This window comes from Pradoshia sp. Z5_111 (genome assembly GCF_058267535.1).
In genome coordinates this window covers 115280-133930 of the sequence record NZ_JBZCPQ010000003.1, presented here as the reverse complement: position 1 = coordinate 133930, position 18651 = coordinate 115280, and the positions used below count along the sequence as shown (strand labels likewise).

The following is an 18651-nucleotide window of genomic DNA, read 5'->3' as shown; positions in this document are numbered from 1 at the left end:
CCTTGAACATGTCTTTAAAGTTTTTAAAACCATTTAAGAAGGAGACAAGATATGAAAATTAATTTATTCGTCTTTTTAACCTCTACCAGGGACAAAGAAAATAATAGAAGCGAAATGATGATGAAAACAGTTGAGTCAACTATCCGTCCGGTAATAGGAGACATAATTGAAGATCCTGGGTTTGATCCCGGATTTCACAATGGATACGAGGTTGTGAAGGTGACTGTTAATTATGAGAATAATGAATGCTATGTATCTCTTAGCCCAATGGCAATTGAATTAGAGGAAATTAGTTTTAATGACTATATAAATAAGCTTACAGCTAATGGATGGGAAATCGTTTCAAAAGAGGATGTATCAATTAGCTAATTCTCAACTATGATCTTTATACATACTATGGCTTCATGTTTAAATTAAAGGACCGCGATTGGTCCTTTAATCATTTAATATATTTTTATCTCAAGGCCTGTTGGTTTTTTCTTTTGAAAGGAGTTTGATATTCAGTAAAATTAAATGTCAGTTCAGGAAGAGATTCCGGTAATAAAGTAGAAACTACATAGTTAAAGCTCATGTGCCCATCCATACCTCCGCCGCCTTTTACTTTGTAATCATATTCCTCTCCCAACGATAATTCCCAAAAACGTATTAATGGCCAGAATATAACTTCAATAGAGAAGAGCTCCTGTAAAATAGGAGACGGTTTTCATTGTGAATATAAGCACATATAGATAGGAAGTACCAAATTTATGTATTTACTAATGGTAAAATTTGTTATTATGGTAGAAAAGAGACAAGGTTGAGAAAAACAAAAAAGAGGGATTTTATGAAAAAACTAATCATAGTAGCATGCAGTTTGCTTTTGTGTGCTTGTAGTGGATTTGCTGGTACACCAGAAGAAGCCTTAGAATCATATTATTCAAAAGAAGATAAATTTAAAATGACAAAAATATTAAATTCAACAAGTGATAATCAAAAACAAGGCTTTTACGTATTGGAAGTGGAAGCGAATAATAAAACGGAATGGGCTGTGGCATATGTAGGATGTAATGATTTATATTGGTATGTAAAAGACACTATTAATATTCCTATACCAAAAAGTAAACATGATACAAATTCATCCAAAACAAATACTTTTGTTGCAGGAGTGAGTAATGAAACGGCAGTAGAAAATGATAAAAGAATGATTATGCCTATTCCTGATTATGAATATTTTGTTTGGGTTGAAAGGCTTGAAAAAGAATAACATTTCTATACTCTTTCTAATAAGAAGGGAACCAGGTCAGCCGAGCTAACAGGAGAATAGCTTTTGTGTGTGAAACACTTAACGTTATTCAGTACTAGCAGTTTGCTATCATCCATTAAAGGGGCAATCACATGATGAAAAGAGAATGTGATTGCCCCCTCTATGTGCTATTAGATTAAGCACCAACCTTCACATGGTCGGTGTCAGGCTGATTGGTTAAATCTTTCTTCTGCAGCATCCACATAAGTCCTGCTGAAATGAATCCGAGGGATCCAATTACCATCCAGGCTGATGTAATCGAGTAAGCTGCAATAAAGCTTCCCATAATCATTGGACTTGTTGCATATCCGGCGCCAATTACCAGTGGAAGAATACTGCTTACTCTGCCTCTGTGCGAAGCTGGTGTTTGATTAGCGATAAAGGTCGAAGCATTGATCGCAATCATGATTTCTCCAATAGTCATGATAAAAATAGATACATAGAAGAAAGGAAGAATCGTGGTGAAGGCGAGCATACCAAAGGCAAAAGCATAGCACAAGGCTCCGGTAGCTATCACTTTTATAGGCCTTATTTTATTTGTCAGTTTCGTAATAATCGGCGTAAACGAGATAACCAATATACCGTTAAATGCGGCAAGTGTTCCGTAATAAGCTGCACCAGAATCATTAAATAGCTCCTCTAAGTGCAGAGGTATGGTAAATGCCCATTGTGCGTATTCAAATTCAATACATAATAGAATAAAAGCGAACATAATTAATATAGGCCTTGCCTTCAGCACTTTAAAAACAGATCCTTCTACATGTTGCTCAAGGTTTCTTTCCGTTTTCTCTGTTACCGAAATATGTTTGGTTTTTGTCTCTTTTATAAAAATAAAAATCAATGTTGTAGCTAAGAGAGTAGCGATACCATCTATGATGAAAACAAGATCTAAATGATTTTTATATAGTAGACCGGCCATAATTGGACCAACTGCAAAACCTAAATTAAAACCCATATAGGTTAATGAATAAGCACCCTTCCGATTCTCTGGGGTAGTTAAATCCGCCAATAGTGCATCGTAGGCAGGTGAGCACAAAGCAAAGAAGAGTGATGATAACATAAGCAAATAGGCCATGGTCATCGAAGGCTCTATTAAACCTATGGATATAACGGTTATGCCTCCTAGACCTTGTGAAACAACAATAATAAATTTTCTTCCCAAAGTGTCTGCCAGCTTTCCGCCTAAAATCATACTTGGTGCAGAAATAACGCTGACTAAAGTAACATATAGTCCAGCTTGGGCACTATCCATGCCAATCTTCTGGGTGAGGATTAAAACAAGTAACGGATGTACAAACCCTCCCAGACTATTAATAATTCGCGCAAAGAATATGATATAGATTTCTTTGGGTAACCCCCGATATGGACTAAATAAATTTTTGAAAGACTGCATAATGCCTCCCTGATTCCTTAATTAAATTCCAATAATTTCTATTTTAATAGATAAATAAGTAAAATAAAATGACTGTTTAAAAAATTTAAAATATTTTGAAGTTTTATAGGAAAATATTGGTATAATGGTGTGTGAAAGATGATAGTTTCAACCAGAGAGAAGGTAAGCAGATGGAGTTTTTTAATGTATTGATTCCGGTATTTGTTATATTTGCTTTAGGATTTATAGGCGAGAAGAAGATAGGGTTTGATCCGAAAACGATTTCAACGATGTCCCTTTATTTAATGACACCCTTACTGGTGTTTCAAACATTTTATACTAATGAACTGACGTTAGATTATCTTTATATTGTTATTTACGCGTTTGGGCTTTGTATAGCACTTATTATCTTTGTATGTTTTATTGCCTTTATAAATAAATACAACATAAAGGAAACCTGCGGACTTATTCTTGGTTCAGTTTTTATGAACAATGGTAATTATGGAACACCTGTCGCGTTATTGTTGTTTGGGGCTGCCGGATTTGATTATGCCATTATCTTAATGGTCACCCAAAGTATTGTGATGGCGACAATTGGGGTATATGTAGCGGCGCGAGGAAGCGATATAGGCGGAGGGATTAGAGATACACTTGCAATAGTAGTACGTATGCCTGTTGCATATGGAGCGATTTTTGGACTGTTATTTCAGTACACGGGTATTACCGTTACTCATTCCTTAATGACTACCATTGATTTAGTTGGAAGCGCTGCTATTCCGACAATCATGCTTGTTTTAGGCATGCAGTTGGCTAAAATCAGCCTAAAGAATATTGAATATAAAAAGGTTACGTATGCATTAATCATTAAATTGGCAATAGCACCGCTTGTAGCGTGGGGAATTTCAATCCTCTTGCCAGTTGATTCCTTGCTTAAACAATTAATGATTATCATGGCGGGAATGCCGGCTGCTGCAAATACGACGATGTATGCTATTCAGTTTAATACAAAGCCGGAATTTGTTTCAGTTTGTACATTTATAAGTACAATACTTAGCTTAATCACATTACCAATCATTTTTTATTTTGTTTTATAGTGAGAAGGATTTATTAGATAGTGGAGTGCATAAAATGGGATTAATTGAATCAATTTATATAAATATTAGTTGTCCTGCGGAAAGGATGGTATGGGGAATGAATAGAAATAAAGTATGGATCCCAGCGCTTTTAATGGGGGTAAGCTTGGTAGTATGTATACTAGCACTTATCCAATCAGTCAACTCAGATCCTCAAAGGTATCCATTATTAGGCTTGATCCCCTGTGCTATTGGTGCAGCTTCTTTTCTATATATTAATAAAATTGCTCATAAAAAGTCTATGGTTCTATGGTTTACTCAGATATTAAATATAGCATTTATGATATTTCCATTGATAACCCTTCTATACTTTATGTCCTCTAATTAGATTTATAAATTATTGACTTCTTGCTTTTGAGGTCTTTTTTTTTATGCTATAAATCTTATTAACTATAAAAATATGGTAAATTTTATAAAAAATGAAACTTTTATCTAGGATAAACGGTCTAATAGATAGAGAGAAAAAACAGGGGGTGCCGCATGCATGAAGATCTTTCTTTAGTACAAAAGGCTATAAAAGGGGATGATACAGCATTTTTAACTTTATTAGATCTTCATAAGGAACAGCTGTATCGAATGGCCATTGTCTATTTGAAAAATGAAGGGGAAGCTCTGGAAGCTATCCAGGAAACGACTTTTCGAGCATACCGTTCAATTAAAAAGCTGCGAGAGCCATCCTATTTCTCCACATGGCTTGTAAGAATTTTATTAAACGTTTGTTCAAATGAATTGAAGGCCAAAAAAATACACCATCATTTCATTGGACAGGAAATGGTCCATACGGATGACTATGGTCAGCTTGAAATAGAAGAAGCTCTCATGTTCCTTGATGAACCATCACGTGAAATGATCGTATTAAAGTATTTACGGGACCTGCCCATACGTGAGATTGCCGAGATATGTGAATGCCCGCAAAGTACGGTTAAAACCAGACTTTACAGAGGCCTTCGGAAGCTCAAGGAACTAATGAAGGAATCGGGAGGTGCCCGCCATGTATGAAAAAGAGAGACAAGAATTATTGGATTTAAAAAAACAAATGGAATATGTGCCTGTACCAAACGAAAAAGTTTCCGCAGCCATTCACTCAGGCTTTAGTAAAGCAAAACACAAGAAGAGAAAAAGACTTATAAAATATTCAGGATTGGCAGCGGCTGCTATTGTACTCCTGTCTTGCATTAGCCTGGTGCGAGTATCACCGTCCTTTGCAAATGCCCTCTTGTCCATACCGGGCGCAGAAAAAATTATCAATCTAATTCGAAACGATAAAGGCTATATGTCTGCTGTGGAGAATGATTTTTTACAGGAAATTGAACTTAAAAAAGAAAGTAATGGCGTAGAGATTACCGTTGAATCATTGATTGTCGATCATCATGATTTAGTTGTTTTTTATAAAGTAGAGGCACAAGAAGAAAGGGAGAATATAAGTAATCGCAATATTGAACTGATTGTAGATGGAAAGGAAAAAGATGAACTCTCTATTGTATACTATCCATCTTCATCTATGGAGGAAGAGAACTCTACAAGTGTAAGATTTAAATTTGATGAATCGCTGAATGAGGAAAGTGATATTAAAATTTCATTTGAAGTTGATCAGAGCGATAAGTTATTAAATACATTCCATTTTCCCTTATCCATTGATCACTCTATCTATAAGAATCAGCATAAGGAAATACGGATAAATAAAACAGTTAAAGTAGATAATCAGGTTATCACTTTTACAAAAGTGGACACATACCCGCTGAGTATGGTTATAAGTATTAGCTATGATAAGGCAAATACAAAGCGTATTTTTGTCCTTGAAAATGTAAGGGTTGTTGATGAGAAAGGTGAAGAGTGGGGAAATGGGAACAGTGGAGTAATGGCTTCCTATATAAATGACGATGAACATTTAGTTTATATAGAAAGTAATTTTTTTAATACTTCAAAGGAGCTTTATATCGTATTTGACGGAATCCATGCATTAAATAAGGAAGATGTTACGATTCAAATTGATGAAAAAGACGGTCATCTTTTAAAATACCCAGCGGATGGAATCATTCAGTCAGCAAAAATCGAAGGGCGGGAAATCGTTGTTCAGCTAGATACTCCTGATAATCATAATGGTTTGAATATTGGATTAGTCACAGATGGAGCCGGTAATGATATTACCGGGCACAAACAGTCGTTCAGGTCAAGTGAAGGAATAGAGAGAAAAGAAGTAAGAGTGGAATTTCAACCTGAAAAAGTAACAAAAGGCCCAATTCATTTGGAAATTGGCGGTTACCCGCTTACCCACAAACAACAAGTCAAGCTCCAAATAAAATAATGGACCAAAATTGTCCTCAGTGATTGTTGGCCAATTTTATCATAAAAGTCACCTCAGGAGCTTATACATAATAATAGGAACGGAAAGGGGGAAATCGATTGAAAAGGAGTGCCATCATAAAAGGAAATTATCGATATTCCCTAAAGAGGGAATGGGATGATTACAATTTAAGAAAAGCTGTCTTTGTTCTTTTACACCCAAGCGAGGCTGATGACAGGGTGGATGACCGGACGACTATGCGCTGTGTTTCATTTGCTAAGAAATTAGATTGCGGCTCTGTGGAATTGGTAAATGTATTTGCGTATCGTAGCAGGGGATGGAGAGATCTCAGGAATCTGTCCTTGGAGGAGGCTACAGGCCCTGAGAATCGCTTCTATTTAGAAAATGCCTTACACAGCGGTTCCGAAATTATCGTTGGCTGGGGAGAAAACTGTACCATCCTTCACAAAGATTATCAGGAATTATCGGATTGGTTTAAGGGATATGATCCTAACTGCCTGGGTACAACAAGAGATGGGCATCCCCTGCATCCGTTGTTTGTAAGAAGTGATACGACAGTTCAACCCTATCTCTTTCCAAATGTAAGTTCGTTTAAACCGTCATGACAAAGGAGCTGTCGATTCGTTTCGACAGCTCCTTTATAGATAGATAAGTAGTTTTTGAAGCAGGTGGCGGAGTTGGTAGTTCAGTTTCGTCTGTGCCATCGTCAACAGGAGGCTCAGGTTCTTCTATCCCATCATCCGGATTTCCACCGTCTTCTTCCTCTTCTGGTTCAGGTGGTACAGCAGGATCCGGGGCAGGTTCAGTAGCCGGTGTCTCAGCTTCCGGTGTTTCAGGTTCAGTCGCAGGTTGATCGCCCGAAGGTTTGTCCGATTCTTCCTCTTTATTCGTTTCTTCTTTATCTTGCTCGTCTGACTCGTTTGCTTCTTCTTCTTCTTCTTCTTCTTCTTTTTCGTCTTTAGTCCCTTCTTGTAGATTTTTTATAATATCCTTTAATTCCTCTTCACTTTTATCTTCCATCTGGCTACCGACGCCTGAATCAAAACTAAATGAGAAGTTAGGCAAGTTAGAGAGATTCAGGAACAAATCATAAACATTCCTGCACTGACACATTATTTGAATAAATTAAAACCCGCAGGAAATGAGCTGCGTAATTTTCAGCCTATTTATATAGAGGATGCCACATATGGTTTTCCTGAAAAATTTATTAAGCAATTTAATCTTGTATCCCTGTTAATTGTCCCTATTTATGTTCCGGAAGAAGGTAAGATGATTGGCGGAATTTTACTAGATAAAGGGCCAGGGCGGAAATTTGAGCGGGATAGGAGCTTGTATCCCGCATTAATGAAATTTGGGCAAAGTGCAGGAGAGCTATTGCTTAGGTTTACGAACCCTGAAAATTCTGTAACACAGAGTGATTTGGAGCGTAAACTATCATTTTCTCCGCGTGAGGTTGATATTATTAAGTTATTGGCTGCAGGAGCATCTACAACAGAGGCAGCTGTTCAGCTTTATTTAAGTGAGTATACAGTCAGAGACTATATTTCGACTATTATGAGAAGGTTGGATGCCAAAAATCGAACAGAAGTAGCTGTAAAGGCTATTAGAATGGGGATTATAGATTAGAAATATGGAAATAAGAGGATCATAGAAAATACTTGGATAGTTTAGATGTTTTATTAAAATAATAAAATAGGTTTGATTCGCCAATAATCACGGGATTTTTAAGTGGATTTTAGCTTAATTTTCTTCTTCTGTTAAAAGTAATTTACATTTATTTTACTAAATAAATTACCTTTTGTAAGTTTTTTTATAGAATCGAAATTATTTATACCCTATTATTACAAAATAAAAACTTGTACATGTTTTTGAAACATAATTGTAATATTACTATAACTTATTTGTTAAATTAGCATGATATACTTATCCATGTTAGATAAATAGATAAATAGAAATGGTATGAAAGACCCGATAAATTAAAAAACTAGGAAGCAGGTAATATCTTAATGATGAATAAAAGAATTATTGCGCTAAGTACGGCTTTATTGCTTGGGTTCAGCAGTTACATAGGCATTCCATCAGCAAGTGCTGCAAAAGACCCGGCCAGGCAAGCTGAGGTTGATAAAGCTCAAGCTGCTTTAAATGAGGTACAAGCTGAAATCTCTACTCTTAATACTCGTATTTCTCAAATAAACCAGGCTGTTAAAGATAATCAAAGTATGATTAATAAAACAGAAGAAGATATAGTCAAAACGGAAAAACAAGTAGAGACTTTAGATAAAGAAATTGCCGAACTGGAAGAAAAAAATGAAAAACGCCAAGAAATTTTAAAGAAGCGTGCTGTTACATACCAGCAAACAAATGGTAATGTCAGCTATTTAGAGGTCATTTTTGGATCTACTAGTTTTGGAGATTTTATTGAACGAATCGGAGCAGTTTCAACAATTGTTAAAGCGGATCGTCAATTAATTGATGAAATTCAGGAAGATCAGACGAAACTTGAGGATAAACAAGCAACTGTGGAAGACAAGCTTGCTGGCTTAAAGGATATGAAAACAGAGCTTGTTGGAATGCAGCAGGATATTAAGCAACAACAAAATCAAACAAATTCCTTAAAGGAAGAGCTTAAAGCTAAGGAAGAAGAAAGCCAACGCCAATTGGCAGAAGCCAAAGCAAGAAATATCGACATCGTGGTAGAGCCAGTTGTTGTAAAAGAAACTTCCAGTGTAAAAGAGAAAGTTGAAAAGATCGCTAATACTCAAAAAGAAGAAACAACAACTAAAGTGAATTCCAGCTCTAAAGAAGAAGCTGTAAGCACTTCGAAGAACGAACAAACTAGCTCTAAACCAGCTAATTCAAACTCTTCTAATAAGAAGCCAAGTTCTACTAATAGTTCTACCCAAAATAAAAATATTCAAACCGTTATTACTGCAGGCAATAAATATATTGGGAACTCCGTCTATGTATTCGGCGGCGGAAGAACACAAGCTGATATTGCAGCAGGACGCTTTGATTGCTCCGGTTTTGTTAGCTGGGCATTTAAACAAGGTGGATACTCAGTACCAGCGAGCACAGATGCTCTGAAATATGCAGGAAGACAGATTCCAACAAGCCAAATGCAACCGGGAGATATGGTTTTCTTCGATACGTATAAAAAAGATGGCCATGTCGGCATTTATGTTGGCGGTGGAAAATTCATCGGTTCCCAAAGCTCTACTGGTGTAGCAATTGCCAGCCTTAAAACAGGGTACTGGAAACAAAAATTTAATGGACGTGTAGTGCGCGTTCATTAATCAATAAAAAGCTTGATAGGGAAGAGACGTCATGATTAAAGTGACGTCTCTTTTTCTTTTATGATCAATTAGTTTACGAATGGAGCTTTAAGAGTAATAAAAAATAATCTAGCTTTAATACCAGATTAAAGGACTTACGGAAATCCTTAACAAAAAATGAGACGCCAGTAAGCCAATTAATTGCTTACGAGGCAGCCTCATTTCTTGATTTATCATTAAATTTTTATCGGAGCATGATTAACCAATAATCATGCCTGCAATAGCAGCACTTAAACAAGATGCCAATGCGCCGGCAATAATCGCTTTTATTCCTAAACGGGCAATGTCCGGTCTGCGATTTGGTGCTAGCTTGCCAAGTCCACCGAGTAAGATTCCAAGAGAAGAAAGATTGGCAAACCCGCATAATGCAAAGCTGATAATGACAACGGCTTTATCTGACATTGTATCAATCATTGGTGCAAAATTACTGTAGGCAACAAATTCATTAATGACGAGTTTTTGACCGATGAAGTTTCCAGCCTGCAGAGCTTCATTCCACGGAACGCCAATTACAAAAGCTAATGGTGCGAATATGTAACTTAAAATTAGCTCGATGGATAATTGATCAAATCCAAACCAACCGCCAATATACCCTAACATACCATTTAACAATGCAATCAAGGCGATAAAAGCAAGCAGCATAGCTCCAACATTTAAAGCTAATTGAAGACCTGTTGAGGCTCCGTTTGCAGCTGCATCGATTACGTTTGTTGATTCTTCATCTTTTGTCATCTCAAAGCCTTCCGCATCCTCCTGGCTTTCTTCGGTTTCCGGAATCATGATCTTAGAAAGCAATAGTCCCGCGGGTGCTGACATAATACTGGCAGCAAGTAAATAATCCAATGGAACACCTAATAAAGCATATCCTACTAATACACTTCCGGAGACAGAGGCTAACCCACATACCATGACAGAAAACAATTCTGATTTCGTTAATTTCTCAATGAATGGTTTTATTACGAGAGGGGCCTCCGTACAACCTACGAATATATTGGCAGTTGCATTAAATGTTTCTGCATTTTTAGTACCCAATAGTTTTGAAAGGGCACCACCAACATATTTGATTACGAATTGCATAATTCCTAAGTAATATAAAACAGAGATTAAGGCAGAGAAGAAAATAATGATTCCTAAAACATTAAATAAGAAAACATGTGTAATCCCGGATTCTGGTGTATAAAGTCCACCAACCAGGAAGCTGATTCCTTCATTAGCATAACCAATCGTGTTGTTTACAACATCGGTTACTTTCTGAAAGGCTGCTCGTCCAAGCGGCCATTTTAAAACAATGAATGCAAAAGAAATTTGGATAATTAGTGCCACGACAACTGTACGGATATTAATATTTCGTTTGTTAGTGGAAAGAAGAAAAGCAATGCCTAAAATACAAATAATTCCTAACAAACCCCATAGATAATTCATTATGTCACCCCATGATTGTATTTTTTACATAAAAAAAGAAAATTGTTACTATTATACAAATTGTTAATATAACAATCTAATGTTTATATTGCAAGCAGAGTGTACTGAAATAGTAGTATTTCGGAATGAATAAAAGAAAACTGTATGGAGTATCTCTTTTTTTGTGTAAAGCGGTGTATGGAATCTATGTGAGGAGAGGATAAAATCACCTCTTAAATAAGGTGCCCTGAACTTTAATAGTACATACAGATACACTCGAAGGGAACAAGAAGTCAAGTTCCCTTCTTAATAGGAGAGGGGGATTAATCTCTGAATAGTAAATCGGAAGATACAGGCTTTATATCTAATTCTCTTGACCAAACAGATAGTTGTCCAACGTGATGTATTTCATGAGTGATGATGTGGCGGAGGATTTTTCCATAGGTGAAGGAAAATGTATGCCCGTTTCTATTCGTTATATTCAGTATCTTATTGTCCATTTGTGAATCCCAGGGGTTTATAAATTCTGTAGTGAGTTTTTTAATTTCATTAGAAAAGTCTATGACATCTGTCAATTCAGTAATAGTGGTGAGATCTCTGACAACGACTCCTGATCCTTTCATTTGATTAATCCATATTTGTTCACAATCAATGACATGATATAAATTATGTAATATACTGCCCATTCCCCCGATGCGTTTTTTTATCAATTCCTCACTAGAAACGTTTTGACACCATTTAAACCAGTCTTCTCTAACTTGCCAATTGTATAAGAACATTTGAAGCATACTATCAGTCCTCCTCATCCGAAAACGTTTTTCTGTTATAAGTCTAATATTCAACACATAACTCCAAAGTGAGAATACTAAAGTTACTCTTGTACAGTAATTATCTATCTCTGTAAAGAAGAAGGTGTCCTGGATTTCCTGCCAGGACACCTTTTTGGGTAATTAGTTTTTCACTTTGATTGTTTTTGCTTTGCTTGTGTTTCCTGCTTTATCCTTAGCCGTTACAGAAAGGGAAGTGCCGGCTTTTTGTTTTTTGATTTTGACCGTGTAGTTCCCTTTGCTGTTGGCTGTCGCAGTACCAAGAGTTTTGGATCCTGCTTTCACAGTTATTTTCGCACTTGGTTCTGTTTTACCGGTAACCTTTGTAGAACTTGACTTGACCGTATTAACAGAAGGTGCGGATGGGGCTGTTTTATCTGCGACTTTAACGTTTTTCGCTTTACTTGTATTGCCAGCCTTATCTTTGGCAGTTACAGAAAGGGAAGTGCCAGCTTTTTGTTTTTTGATTTTGACTGTGTAGTTTCCTTTACTGTTGGCAGTAGCCGTACCAAGAGTTTTGGAACCAGATTTCACCGTCACCTTCGCACCTGCTTCTGTCTTTCCTGCTATGGCTGTTGACTTGTCAGATACCGTATTGACTGAAGGTGCAGAAGGAGCTGTTTTATCGGCCACTTTAACCGTTTTCGCTTTGCTTGTATTGCCAGCTTTATCTTTCGCAGTTACAGAAAGGGAAGTGCCAGCTTTTTGTTTATTGATTTTGACGGTATAGTTTCCTTTGCTATTGGCAGTAGCTGTACCAAGAGTTTTGGAACCAGCTTTTACCGTCACTGCTGCTCCAGCTTCTGTTTTACCTGTTACGGTAGTTGATTTATCCGAAACAGCGTTAACAGAAGGACTAGAAGGAGCGCTTTTGTCTGTTACTGTGATCGTTGTTACTTCGCTCACTAATCCAGTTTTCGGATCTGTAACAGTAGCGTATAATTTAGTACCCGCTTTTAGTTTGGTTTTTAAATCTACTGAGAATTTACCATTTTCCGCTGTTGTAGATAGCGTTAAGTTCTTTTTGTCTGTGATGGTTACTTTTGAATCGGATGGAGCAGTACCTGTGATTTTAGTGCTGGCATCTGTTACTGTATTTACAGATGGTCGAACCGGTACAGGAACTTTATTAATTTCAATTGTCTTCGTAACATGGTGTCCCGCAATATCTTCAAGAACGAATTCATATTCATTAACACCTTCTTCTATTTCAAGTTCTATTTCCTTAGATATAGAGTAAGGTGCGTATACAGGTAAATCTCCCAGATCATTAAACGTGTTTATTTCTTCATTTCCGTTCACGAGTAACCGCAGTGCATTATAGTTGTCGTTAACTTTTACCTTAACCTTTTGGCTTTCGCCTGGTGAAAATGCTTTATAGTCAATATCAATGGTAGGTTCTTTTGTATCAATGAAGATTTCTCTGTTAAAATCAATCTTGTTGCCGGCTACATCCGCTCCATAGAATCGAATGTCCTTTTTACCTTCCTTAGAGAAATCGAGAGTATCCTCGAAGTAATATTGTTTAATTTCTTCATCCCATTCAAGAGGTAGGCTTTGTCGTTTTCCTTCATATTCAACCCAAACATAGTCCATCTCAGAATCGTCCGTTACATATCCATCGATTTCAACATTCAAATAATCATAGACTCCAAGTGGTGCCGGTGTCCAAGAGACAATGTAAGGAACCTTCTTATCCAATAATGATTTAGCACCACGGTTACCTGCATAATCATGTGCTATAACGTTGATATTATCTCCGTTCTTCACTTCGACAGGGGTATCATCGCTATACTTTTGATCCGTTAAATTAACACTATAGGTATTGTTGTTATTTGGTTCCACATAATTTTTTAGTGTTTTACCGTTAACGGAAAGCTCGATATATTTAAGACCTGCCCCGGCTTTTGTATCCTCTGCTTTAAAAGTGACAGTTTTAGTTGCATCATCATATTTAAGCTCTGATACAGTTGGCTCTGTATTATCGACCAAAATCGGCATTTTAAATACTTGAGGTTCTTTGCCTTCAAAATCAATCGTTGATTTAATTTGGTAATAGTACAAGCCTTCCTGGACTTGTTTATTGTTTACTTTGCCATCCCATTCTGTTAAGAAGTCGAAAGTGACAACAGAGTCGGCTGCATAATTCTTTCTTTGGTACTTATCAGTCGTTATTTTACGAAGGGTGTTACCATCTGTATCGGTAATACTGTATTCCACTGTCTTACTATTTCGTAAAAATGATAGGGCTGGTGCTACGGTATCATTATGGTCATCTCCATTTGGTGAAAAAGCTATTTTAGAAGGATCGACAATTTGGTTCTTATCAAATGGGCTAACACCGTAAAATTCACCAGTATATGAATCAGCGAGACCTGTATATCCGTAGAATGAGTTAGCATCATTATTCATTGGGTCAATAATGTTTGCCTTGTTCCAATCGCCTTTAAAACCAACGAATGGTACGGATAGGGTAGGTAATGAATCTTCTACATTTTTGGCTTTTAAGAAAACAAAGCCTTCGATAAAGTATCCGTTTTTCATTGCTTTTTCTAAATCAGCTTTGGCATTTTTTAAATCGATTGTGATCGTGAAATCTTTTGATTTTCCAGCTCCAATGGTAATTTCACTGTCGGATGCAACAATCGCTTTTTTGATTTCCTGAGGAGTCAAATTATTAAATGTATATCCGCCTGCCACATATAGAGCGTCAGAAAGCACGCTGGTATCAACTGTATAGGTTGCATCTTTCTCACTGAAGTTAGTAGCTGTCAGTGTGAAGGAGAACTTATCAGTTGAAATTTCTTTTAATGTGACTTTTCCTTCATTAGTTCCCTTGGCTACAACGTAAACTGGTGAAGTGACTGCTGAATTTAATTTCATTACACCTGCACCTTGGCGGCGTGGTGAATAGTATGTCGTGCCAGCAGGATCTTTAATAGTTTCAGATGTGTTCATTAATAAAGTTTTAGCGCGCTGAACTTTATCCTTGCCTGTTAGGTTCGGGAAAGTTTTTTCTACATACTCTAAAACAAGAGCTGAACCGCCTGATACATGGGGTGCAGCCATGGATGTACCACTCATAACTCCGTATTTATTATCATTTAATGTGGAATAGATTTTTCCACCAGGTGCCGTAATTTCTGGTTTGAAATCTAAATTTGGCGTTACTCCCCAAGAAGTAAAGGTCGACAATTGACCAGCTGTACCATTTTCAAGTTGAATCATTTCCCCGGTAAATTTAACTTTGCCAATGTCACCGGCTGCTTTGATTTTCTCTTCAAACATGGTGCCATCACTCACACGTAGTGAAACTAGTGGAATGGTAGGGCTGTTTAAGGCCATGCTTACAAAATCGCCATGTGCCGGTGTTCCTCTGACAATAACACCAATTGCACCTGCAGTTTCTGCTTGCTTTTGGATTTCTCCATAGTTTGGAGCAGCGCCAGTTCTGACAGCAAAGACAATTTTACCCCTTACATCCTTGTCCTTATATCGATCTGGGTGTCCATCTCCTACATAAACGACATCCTGTTCATTTGTGCCAAAAACATCTAGTGGCAGAGGAGAGGACTGTGTTTTATATCCAGCCGGATAAGTCGTTCCGCCTATTGTTAATTCGAATTTGTCTACAAATACATTCGTGTTTTCTAATGATGCGACAGAAATTGAATCTTTGGAAACGCTTGGTGAACCGACAAGTCCTATATCAGGATTGATTGCAAGAGGATCTGCATATCCATCAGAGATTTGTGCAGAATTCCCTGCTGAGATTGACATCAGCACACCATTATTTACTGCTCTTTCCACTGCTTTTTGTTCTGGATCTTCCGGACTTTGGAATCCTGCGGTTGATCCTAGACTCATATTAAGCACATCTGCACCAAGCAGGAGGGCGTCATCAATAGCCTTAATGTAAATATCGCCCCAAGTAGAAGGCATAGCAGCATCATTGCCAAAAACTTTTAAAGCCAATAATTGTGTTTCAGGGGCAATTCCCTTAATACCACCGGCATCTTTAGAGCCATTGGAGCCAACTGTCCCGCCTACGTGCATTCCATGCATGGATGCATCAGGCCCTAAATCTAATATTTCCTGGTTTTTATCATAATAATTATATCCATATGGAACTTTTGTAGTGTGATACTTTCCTGGGAGATTATTCTTGGATACAACTGAGTCTACATCAGATTTTTTTAATTTAGCTTTACTTTCATCAGTCAAAATCATATCTTTATGGCTAGGATCAATTCCAGTATCAATAATACCGACAACTGTACCCGTACCATTGTACCCTCTGACCCATGTTTCTTCAGCTTTAACAATATCTCCACTTGATACCATTTCTGGTTTTACTTTCGGTCGTTCATATTCATTGGCAATATAAACGGAAGAAACAGTGGAAATACTCTCGATTTTTGAAATGTCCGAAGCCTTCACTTCACCGCTGACTCCGTTTGCAACAACAGTAAAGGAGTTTTCCACATCAAACTTTACGCGTTTTTTATTAACAGAGGAAAGAAAATTGGATTGTTGATCTTTAACTGTGGATTGTAATTCCGATTGTTTTGATTTAGAGAGTTCTTTAAACATAACACCTTGTTTAGTGGCGTAATCAATTGCAGGGCTACCTTCTAGTTCTACAATAACCCGTACCTTTTCATCTGGGTCATATTTACTTACATCCAGTTTCTTTTTTACTGTGTTACTAAAGGGCTTTAGTTTAGTATTTTCATATGTATTAGCGCTCGCTGTTCCTATACCGATTAATAAGTTAGATAAGAGTAATACTAGTGATAGTAAAGCAAAAACTACATTCTTAGTATTTTTGAAATGCAAAGCTCCAACCTCCCCTTCATTTGTCAAAAACTTAAAACTACAAAATCCCTCCCTTGGTTATCAATAATGGAATATAAGGTAAATAACTTACTATCTACCACACTATTAATTTAACACCATGATTATAAATAGTCTTTTTAATTTTTTGATTTTTCAAAAAATGGTGAATACGTCTTAGCTTATTATTGGATTTATACTCGAAAAAAAGAGAAGAGTGGGTAGAAACACATAGGAGAGGATAAGTAGAAAAGTACGAATTTATAAAACATACAAGGCCAGATTAACTTGTGAGAGACAAATAAGAGGAGATATCGGACATTTATTAAAGAAGACCTGAATGGTCAACCAAAAAATCAGAGTTTAATGGACTCTGAGTACGTATTCTTTAAAACTAGATTATTTTTCGATACATCCCGACAGAATGGGGAGCGGTATATTCAAAACCGAATTTCAGATAAAGCTTGTCAGCTGGAATATCTGCTATTAAACTGATGTATGCTCCAGGGGGCACATGGTTATTTAGATAGTCTGTCAGATTTTCCATTATTACTTTACCTAATCCCATTCCTTGCATATCGGGGCTGACAGCTATATCCACTACCTGATAAAAACAGCCTCCATCTCCTATAATTCTGCCCATCCCAATTAGCCTTCCGTTTTCTCTAAGAGATACGGCAAAGATTGAATTCTTCAGTGCGATACCAGCGGCCTGTTTTTCTTTTGGACTCAATCCCGCAGCTATTCGCAAATCTATATATTCCTGAGGGCTGGGTGTGTTATGTATAATTTCAATTCCTTTCTCCATAATATCCTCCTTTGTTTGCATACTACTAATAGCTTACTATACTTCTTTACCAGGTTCTTAGCCATTGTCCTTGAAATAGTCATCTCAGCACTAGCTGGATAGGATTTTCTTCTCCAATTGTAATACTCGATTCCCTAATTATTTTTTGCGCTATTTTTTTGGAAGCAGTACTACAGGCTCTTTTTAATAGTCCTAGTTCAGCTACGCCTCAAGACCTAGCTGGGAATCAAGCTCAGGGTCGTTATAAAGAATATTCTTCCAAGCTAAACTAAAGACATAAGGAGGGAATATCAATGAAAAATCTCGGATTGATCTTAATTGTGCTGGTGGCTGGTCTAATCGTGATCGGTAATATTGGTTCCATTATTACATTGGCCATCACATTAGCTATTTTGTATTTTGCCGTGAAAGGCTTCATGAAGGCAGATACAAATGTGTCGAAAGTGGTTTGGGGAGCAATTGCGGTCATTACATTATTGGCTTCAGTTGGTAATATACCTGCGCTAATTGGCTTGGTGGCTATGTATGTTCTTTATTATCTATATAAGGAGCATAAGCAGGAAAAGGACTATGTGAGTCCTGATGATCCATTTACAAACTTTGAAAAAGAATGGGAACAATTAAATAAAAATTTTAAATGAGGAGTGTGCAGGAAACATGGCAAATTTATTTACTCGTATGAAAAATTCGGTGGAAGCAGATCTTCATGATTTAATCGATAAGCAGGAGGAGCGGAATCCAATTTCAAAATTGAATCAATATTTGAGACAATCCGAAAGAGAGGTTGAACAGGTCCAACAACTAATACAGCGTCAATATCGATTGAAAGAGGAAATGAAGCGTGAATTAACGGTTGCTAAGGAAATGGCTGATAAACGTAAACATCAGGCTCATATTGCTAAGGAAGCAGGTGATGTGAGTGAATTATACGAATTTGCCATTAACGAACAGGCGGTTTATGAGGATCGTTCAGCCAAAATTGAACATCTGCTTGTGCAAATTGGCCTTGATTTAAAGCAGCTTGAAGAGAAGTTTACTTTAATGAAGCAAAAGCTGAAAGATATGCATATAAAGAGACTTGAGCTGATGGGACGGGAAAATATTGCAAAGGTCCATCATAAAATGGACAAATTAATGGAGTTCGGTAAAGATGCAGTAGAGAACGAGGGGCAGCAATCCTTAGAAATTGATGATTATATGACGCAAATAGAAAATAGAGTGAAATCCAATTATTATGAAGCAACGATTGATACCCGCATTGCAGAAATTGAAAAAGATTTAAAAAGGAAGGAAACAGTGAATTAAAAAGTGGTATTCTAGTATGTAGGACGCAGTATTTTGCTGCGTCTGTTTTA

At 37.0% G+C, this 18651-nt stretch carries 18 protein-coding genes; 11 read left to right on the top strand and 7 right to left on the bottom strand.

Annotated elements, in window-relative coordinates; translation table 11 throughout:
- The first annotated feature begins 51 nt into the window (after window positions 1-51).
- Entirely contained in the window at window positions 52-369 is a 318-nt protein-coding gene (locus tag AC4D4A_RS07515; RefSeq protein WP_490995325.1) for a hypothetical protein, read from the top strand.
- An 85-nt stretch (window positions 370-454) separates the two neighbouring features.
- On the opposite strand, the gene AC4D4A_RS07510 is transcribed toward AC4D4A_RS07515, so the two are convergent.
- On the bottom strand, window positions 455-625 hold the full coding sequence (locus AC4D4A_RS07510) for a hypothetical protein (protein WP_490995324.1): 171 nt from the start codon (window positions 623-625) through the stop codon (window positions 455-457).
- Between the two features lie 198 nt (window positions 626-823).
- On the opposite strand from AC4D4A_RS07510, the gene AC4D4A_RS07505 reads away from it, so the two are divergent.
- Window positions 824-1243, top strand: coding sequence for a hypothetical protein (locus AC4D4A_RS07505; RefSeq protein WP_490995323.1), 420 nt, complete (start codon window positions 824-826; stop codon window positions 1241-1243).
- Between the two features lie 175 nt (window positions 1244-1418).
- Here the strand turns inward: AC4D4A_RS07505 and AC4D4A_RS07500 are convergent, their stop codons facing one another.
- The gene (locus tag AC4D4A_RS07500) at window positions 1419-2675 is read right to left on the bottom strand and encodes an MDR family MFS transporter (protein ID WP_490995322.1); all 1257 of its coding nucleotides are present in this window, start codon (window positions 2673-2675) and stop codon (window positions 1419-1421) included.
- 170 nt (window positions 2676-2845) lie between these two features.
- Here AC4D4A_RS07500 and AC4D4A_RS07495 point away from each other — a divergent pair, with 170 nt between their 5' ends.
- From AC4D4A_RS07495 to AC4D4A_RS07475, 5 genes are all read left to right on the top strand, one after another.
- Entirely contained in the window at window positions 2846-3748 is a 903-nt protein-coding gene (locus tag AC4D4A_RS07495) for an AEC family transporter (protein WP_490995321.1), read from the top strand.
- 34 nt (window positions 3749-3782) lie between these two features.
- Window positions 3783-4115, top strand: coding sequence for a hypothetical protein (locus AC4D4A_RS07490; RefSeq protein ID WP_490995320.1), 333 nt, complete (start codon window positions 3783-3785; stop codon window positions 4113-4115).
- Between the two features lie 152 nt (window positions 4116-4267).
- The gene (locus tag AC4D4A_RS07485) at window positions 4268-4786 is read left to right on the top strand and encodes a sigma-70 family RNA polymerase sigma factor (protein ID WP_490995319.1); all 519 of its coding nucleotides are present in this window, start codon (window positions 4268-4270) and stop codon (window positions 4784-4786) included.
- Window positions 4779-6092: a DUF4179 domain-containing protein gene (locus AC4D4A_RS07480; RefSeq protein WP_490995318.1), complete on the top strand. Its 1314-nt coding sequence runs from the start codon at window positions 4779-4781 to the stop codon at window positions 6090-6092. The genes AC4D4A_RS07485 and AC4D4A_RS07480 overlap by 8 nt, the downstream gene beginning before the upstream one ends.
- Before the next feature lie 98 nt (window positions 6093-6190).
- Window positions 6191-6697, top strand: coding sequence for a DUF1643 domain-containing protein (locus tag AC4D4A_RS07475; RefSeq protein WP_490995317.1), 507 nt, complete (start codon window positions 6191-6193; stop codon window positions 6695-6697).
- On the opposite strand, the gene AC4D4A_RS07470 is transcribed toward AC4D4A_RS07475, so the two are convergent.
- Window positions 6684-7112, bottom strand: coding sequence for a hypothetical protein (locus AC4D4A_RS07470; protein WP_490995316.1), 429 nt, complete (start codon window positions 7110-7112; stop codon window positions 6684-6686). The two genes, AC4D4A_RS07475 and AC4D4A_RS07470, sit on opposite strands and share 14 nt — an antisense overlap.
- A gap of 96 nt (window positions 7113-7208) precedes the next feature.
- On the opposite strand from AC4D4A_RS07470, the gene AC4D4A_RS07465 reads away from it, so the two are divergent.
- Together AC4D4A_RS07465 and AC4D4A_RS07460 are read left to right on the top strand one after the other, a co-directional pair.
- Window positions 7209-7718 (top strand): response regulator transcription factor, encoded by a 510-nt coding sequence (locus AC4D4A_RS07465; protein WP_490995315.1) that lies wholly within the window; start codon window positions 7209-7211, stop codon window positions 7716-7718.
- A gap of 380 nt (window positions 7719-8098) precedes the next feature.
- On the top strand, window positions 8099-9385 hold the full coding sequence (locus AC4D4A_RS07460) for a C40 family peptidase (protein WP_490995314.1): 1287 nt from the start codon (window positions 8099-8101) through the stop codon (window positions 9383-9385).
- A 237-nt stretch (window positions 9386-9622) separates the two neighbouring features.
- Here AC4D4A_RS07460 and AC4D4A_RS07455 read toward each other — a convergent pair whose 3' ends face one another.
- The 4 genes from AC4D4A_RS07455 to AC4D4A_RS07440 form a co-directional block, all read right to left on the bottom strand.
- Window positions 9623-10846, bottom strand: coding sequence for a NupC/NupG family nucleoside CNT transporter (locus AC4D4A_RS07455; protein WP_490995313.1), 1224 nt, complete (start codon window positions 10844-10846; stop codon window positions 9623-9625).
- Window positions 10847-11148: 302 nt separating this feature from the next.
- Window positions 11149-11613: a DinB family protein gene (locus AC4D4A_RS07450; RefSeq protein WP_490995312.1), complete on the bottom strand. Its 465-nt coding sequence runs from the start codon at window positions 11611-11613 to the stop codon at window positions 11149-11151.
- A 162-nt stretch (window positions 11614-11775) separates the two neighbouring features.
- Window positions 11776-16491 carry an Ig-like domain-containing protein gene (locus tag AC4D4A_RS07445; RefSeq protein WP_490995311.1) on the bottom strand — a complete coding sequence of 1572 codons (4716 nt, stop codon included), beginning with the start codon at window positions 16489-16491 and terminating at the stop codon, window positions 11776-11778.
- A 391-nt stretch (window positions 16492-16882) separates the two neighbouring features.
- The gene (locus tag AC4D4A_RS07440) at window positions 16883-17296 is read right to left on the bottom strand and encodes a GNAT family N-acetyltransferase (protein WP_490995310.1); all 414 of its coding nucleotides are present in this window, start codon (window positions 17294-17296) and stop codon (window positions 16883-16885) included.
- A gap of 293 nt (window positions 17297-17589) precedes the next feature.
- On the opposite strand from AC4D4A_RS07440, the gene AC4D4A_RS07435 reads away from it, so the two are divergent.
- Complete coding sequence (locus tag AC4D4A_RS07435) at window positions 17590-17937, top strand: lmo0954 family membrane protein (RefSeq protein WP_490995309.1); 348 nt, start codon at window positions 17590-17592, stop codon at window positions 17935-17937.
- Between the two features lie 16 nt (window positions 17938-17953).
- Window positions 17954-18601, top strand: coding sequence for a PspA/IM30 family protein (locus AC4D4A_RS07430; RefSeq protein WP_490995308.1), 648 nt, complete (start codon window positions 17954-17956; stop codon window positions 18599-18601).
- Window positions 18602-18651 lie beyond the last annotated feature (50 nt).

Excerpts from the sequence above, each read along its gene's own strand:
- AC4D4A_RS07470 (WP_490995316.1), bottom strand. The coding sequence starts at position 7,112 with ATGGAAGATAAAAGTGAAGAGGAATTAAAGGATATTATAAAAAATCTA.
- AC4D4A_RS07490 (WP_490995320.1), top strand. The coding sequence starts at position 3,783 with ATGGGATTAATTGAATCAATTTATATAAATATTAGTTGTCCTGCGGAA.
- AC4D4A_RS07495 (WP_490995321.1), top strand. The coding sequence starts at position 2,846 with ATGGAGTTTTTTAATGTATTGATTCCGGTATTTGTTATATTTGCTTTA.
- AC4D4A_RS07450 (WP_490995312.1), bottom strand. The coding sequence starts at position 11,613 with ATGCTTCAAATGTTCTTATACAATTGGCAAGTTAGAGAAGACTGGTTT.
- AC4D4A_RS07480 (WP_490995318.1), top strand. The coding sequence starts at position 4,779 with ATGTATGAAAAAGAGAGACAAGAATTATTGGATTTAAAAAAACAAATG.
- AC4D4A_RS07505 (WP_490995323.1), top strand. The coding sequence starts at position 824 with ATGAAAAAACTAATCATAGTAGCATGCAGTTTGCTTTTGTGTGCTTGT.
- AC4D4A_RS07430 (WP_490995308.1), top strand. The coding sequence starts at position 17,954 with ATGGCAAATTTATTTACTCGTATGAAAAATTCGGTGGAAGCAGATCTT.
- AC4D4A_RS07435 (WP_490995309.1), top strand. The coding sequence starts at position 17,590 with ATGAAAAATCTCGGATTGATCTTAATTGTGCTGGTGGCTGGTCTAATC.
- AC4D4A_RS07455 (WP_490995313.1), bottom strand. The coding sequence starts at position 10,846 with ATGAATTATCTATGGGGTTTGTTAGGAATTATTTGTATTTTAGGCATT.
- AC4D4A_RS07485 (WP_490995319.1), top strand. The coding sequence starts at position 4,268 with ATGCATGAAGATCTTTCTTTAGTACAAAAGGCTATAAAAGGGGATGAT.
- AC4D4A_RS07500 (WP_490995322.1), bottom strand. The coding sequence starts at position 2,675 with ATGCAGTCTTTCAAAAATTTATTTAGTCCATATCGGGGGTTACCCAAA.
- AC4D4A_RS07440 (WP_490995310.1), bottom strand. The coding sequence starts at position 17,296 with ATGGAGAAAGGAATTGAAATTATACATAACACACCCAGCCCTCAGGAA.
- AC4D4A_RS07460 (WP_490995314.1), top strand. The coding sequence starts at position 8,099 with ATGATGAATAAAAGAATTATTGCGCTAAGTACGGCTTTATTGCTTGGG.
- AC4D4A_RS07515 (WP_490995325.1), top strand. The coding sequence starts at position 52 with ATGAAAATTAATTTATTCGTCTTTTTAACCTCTACCAGGGACAAAGAA.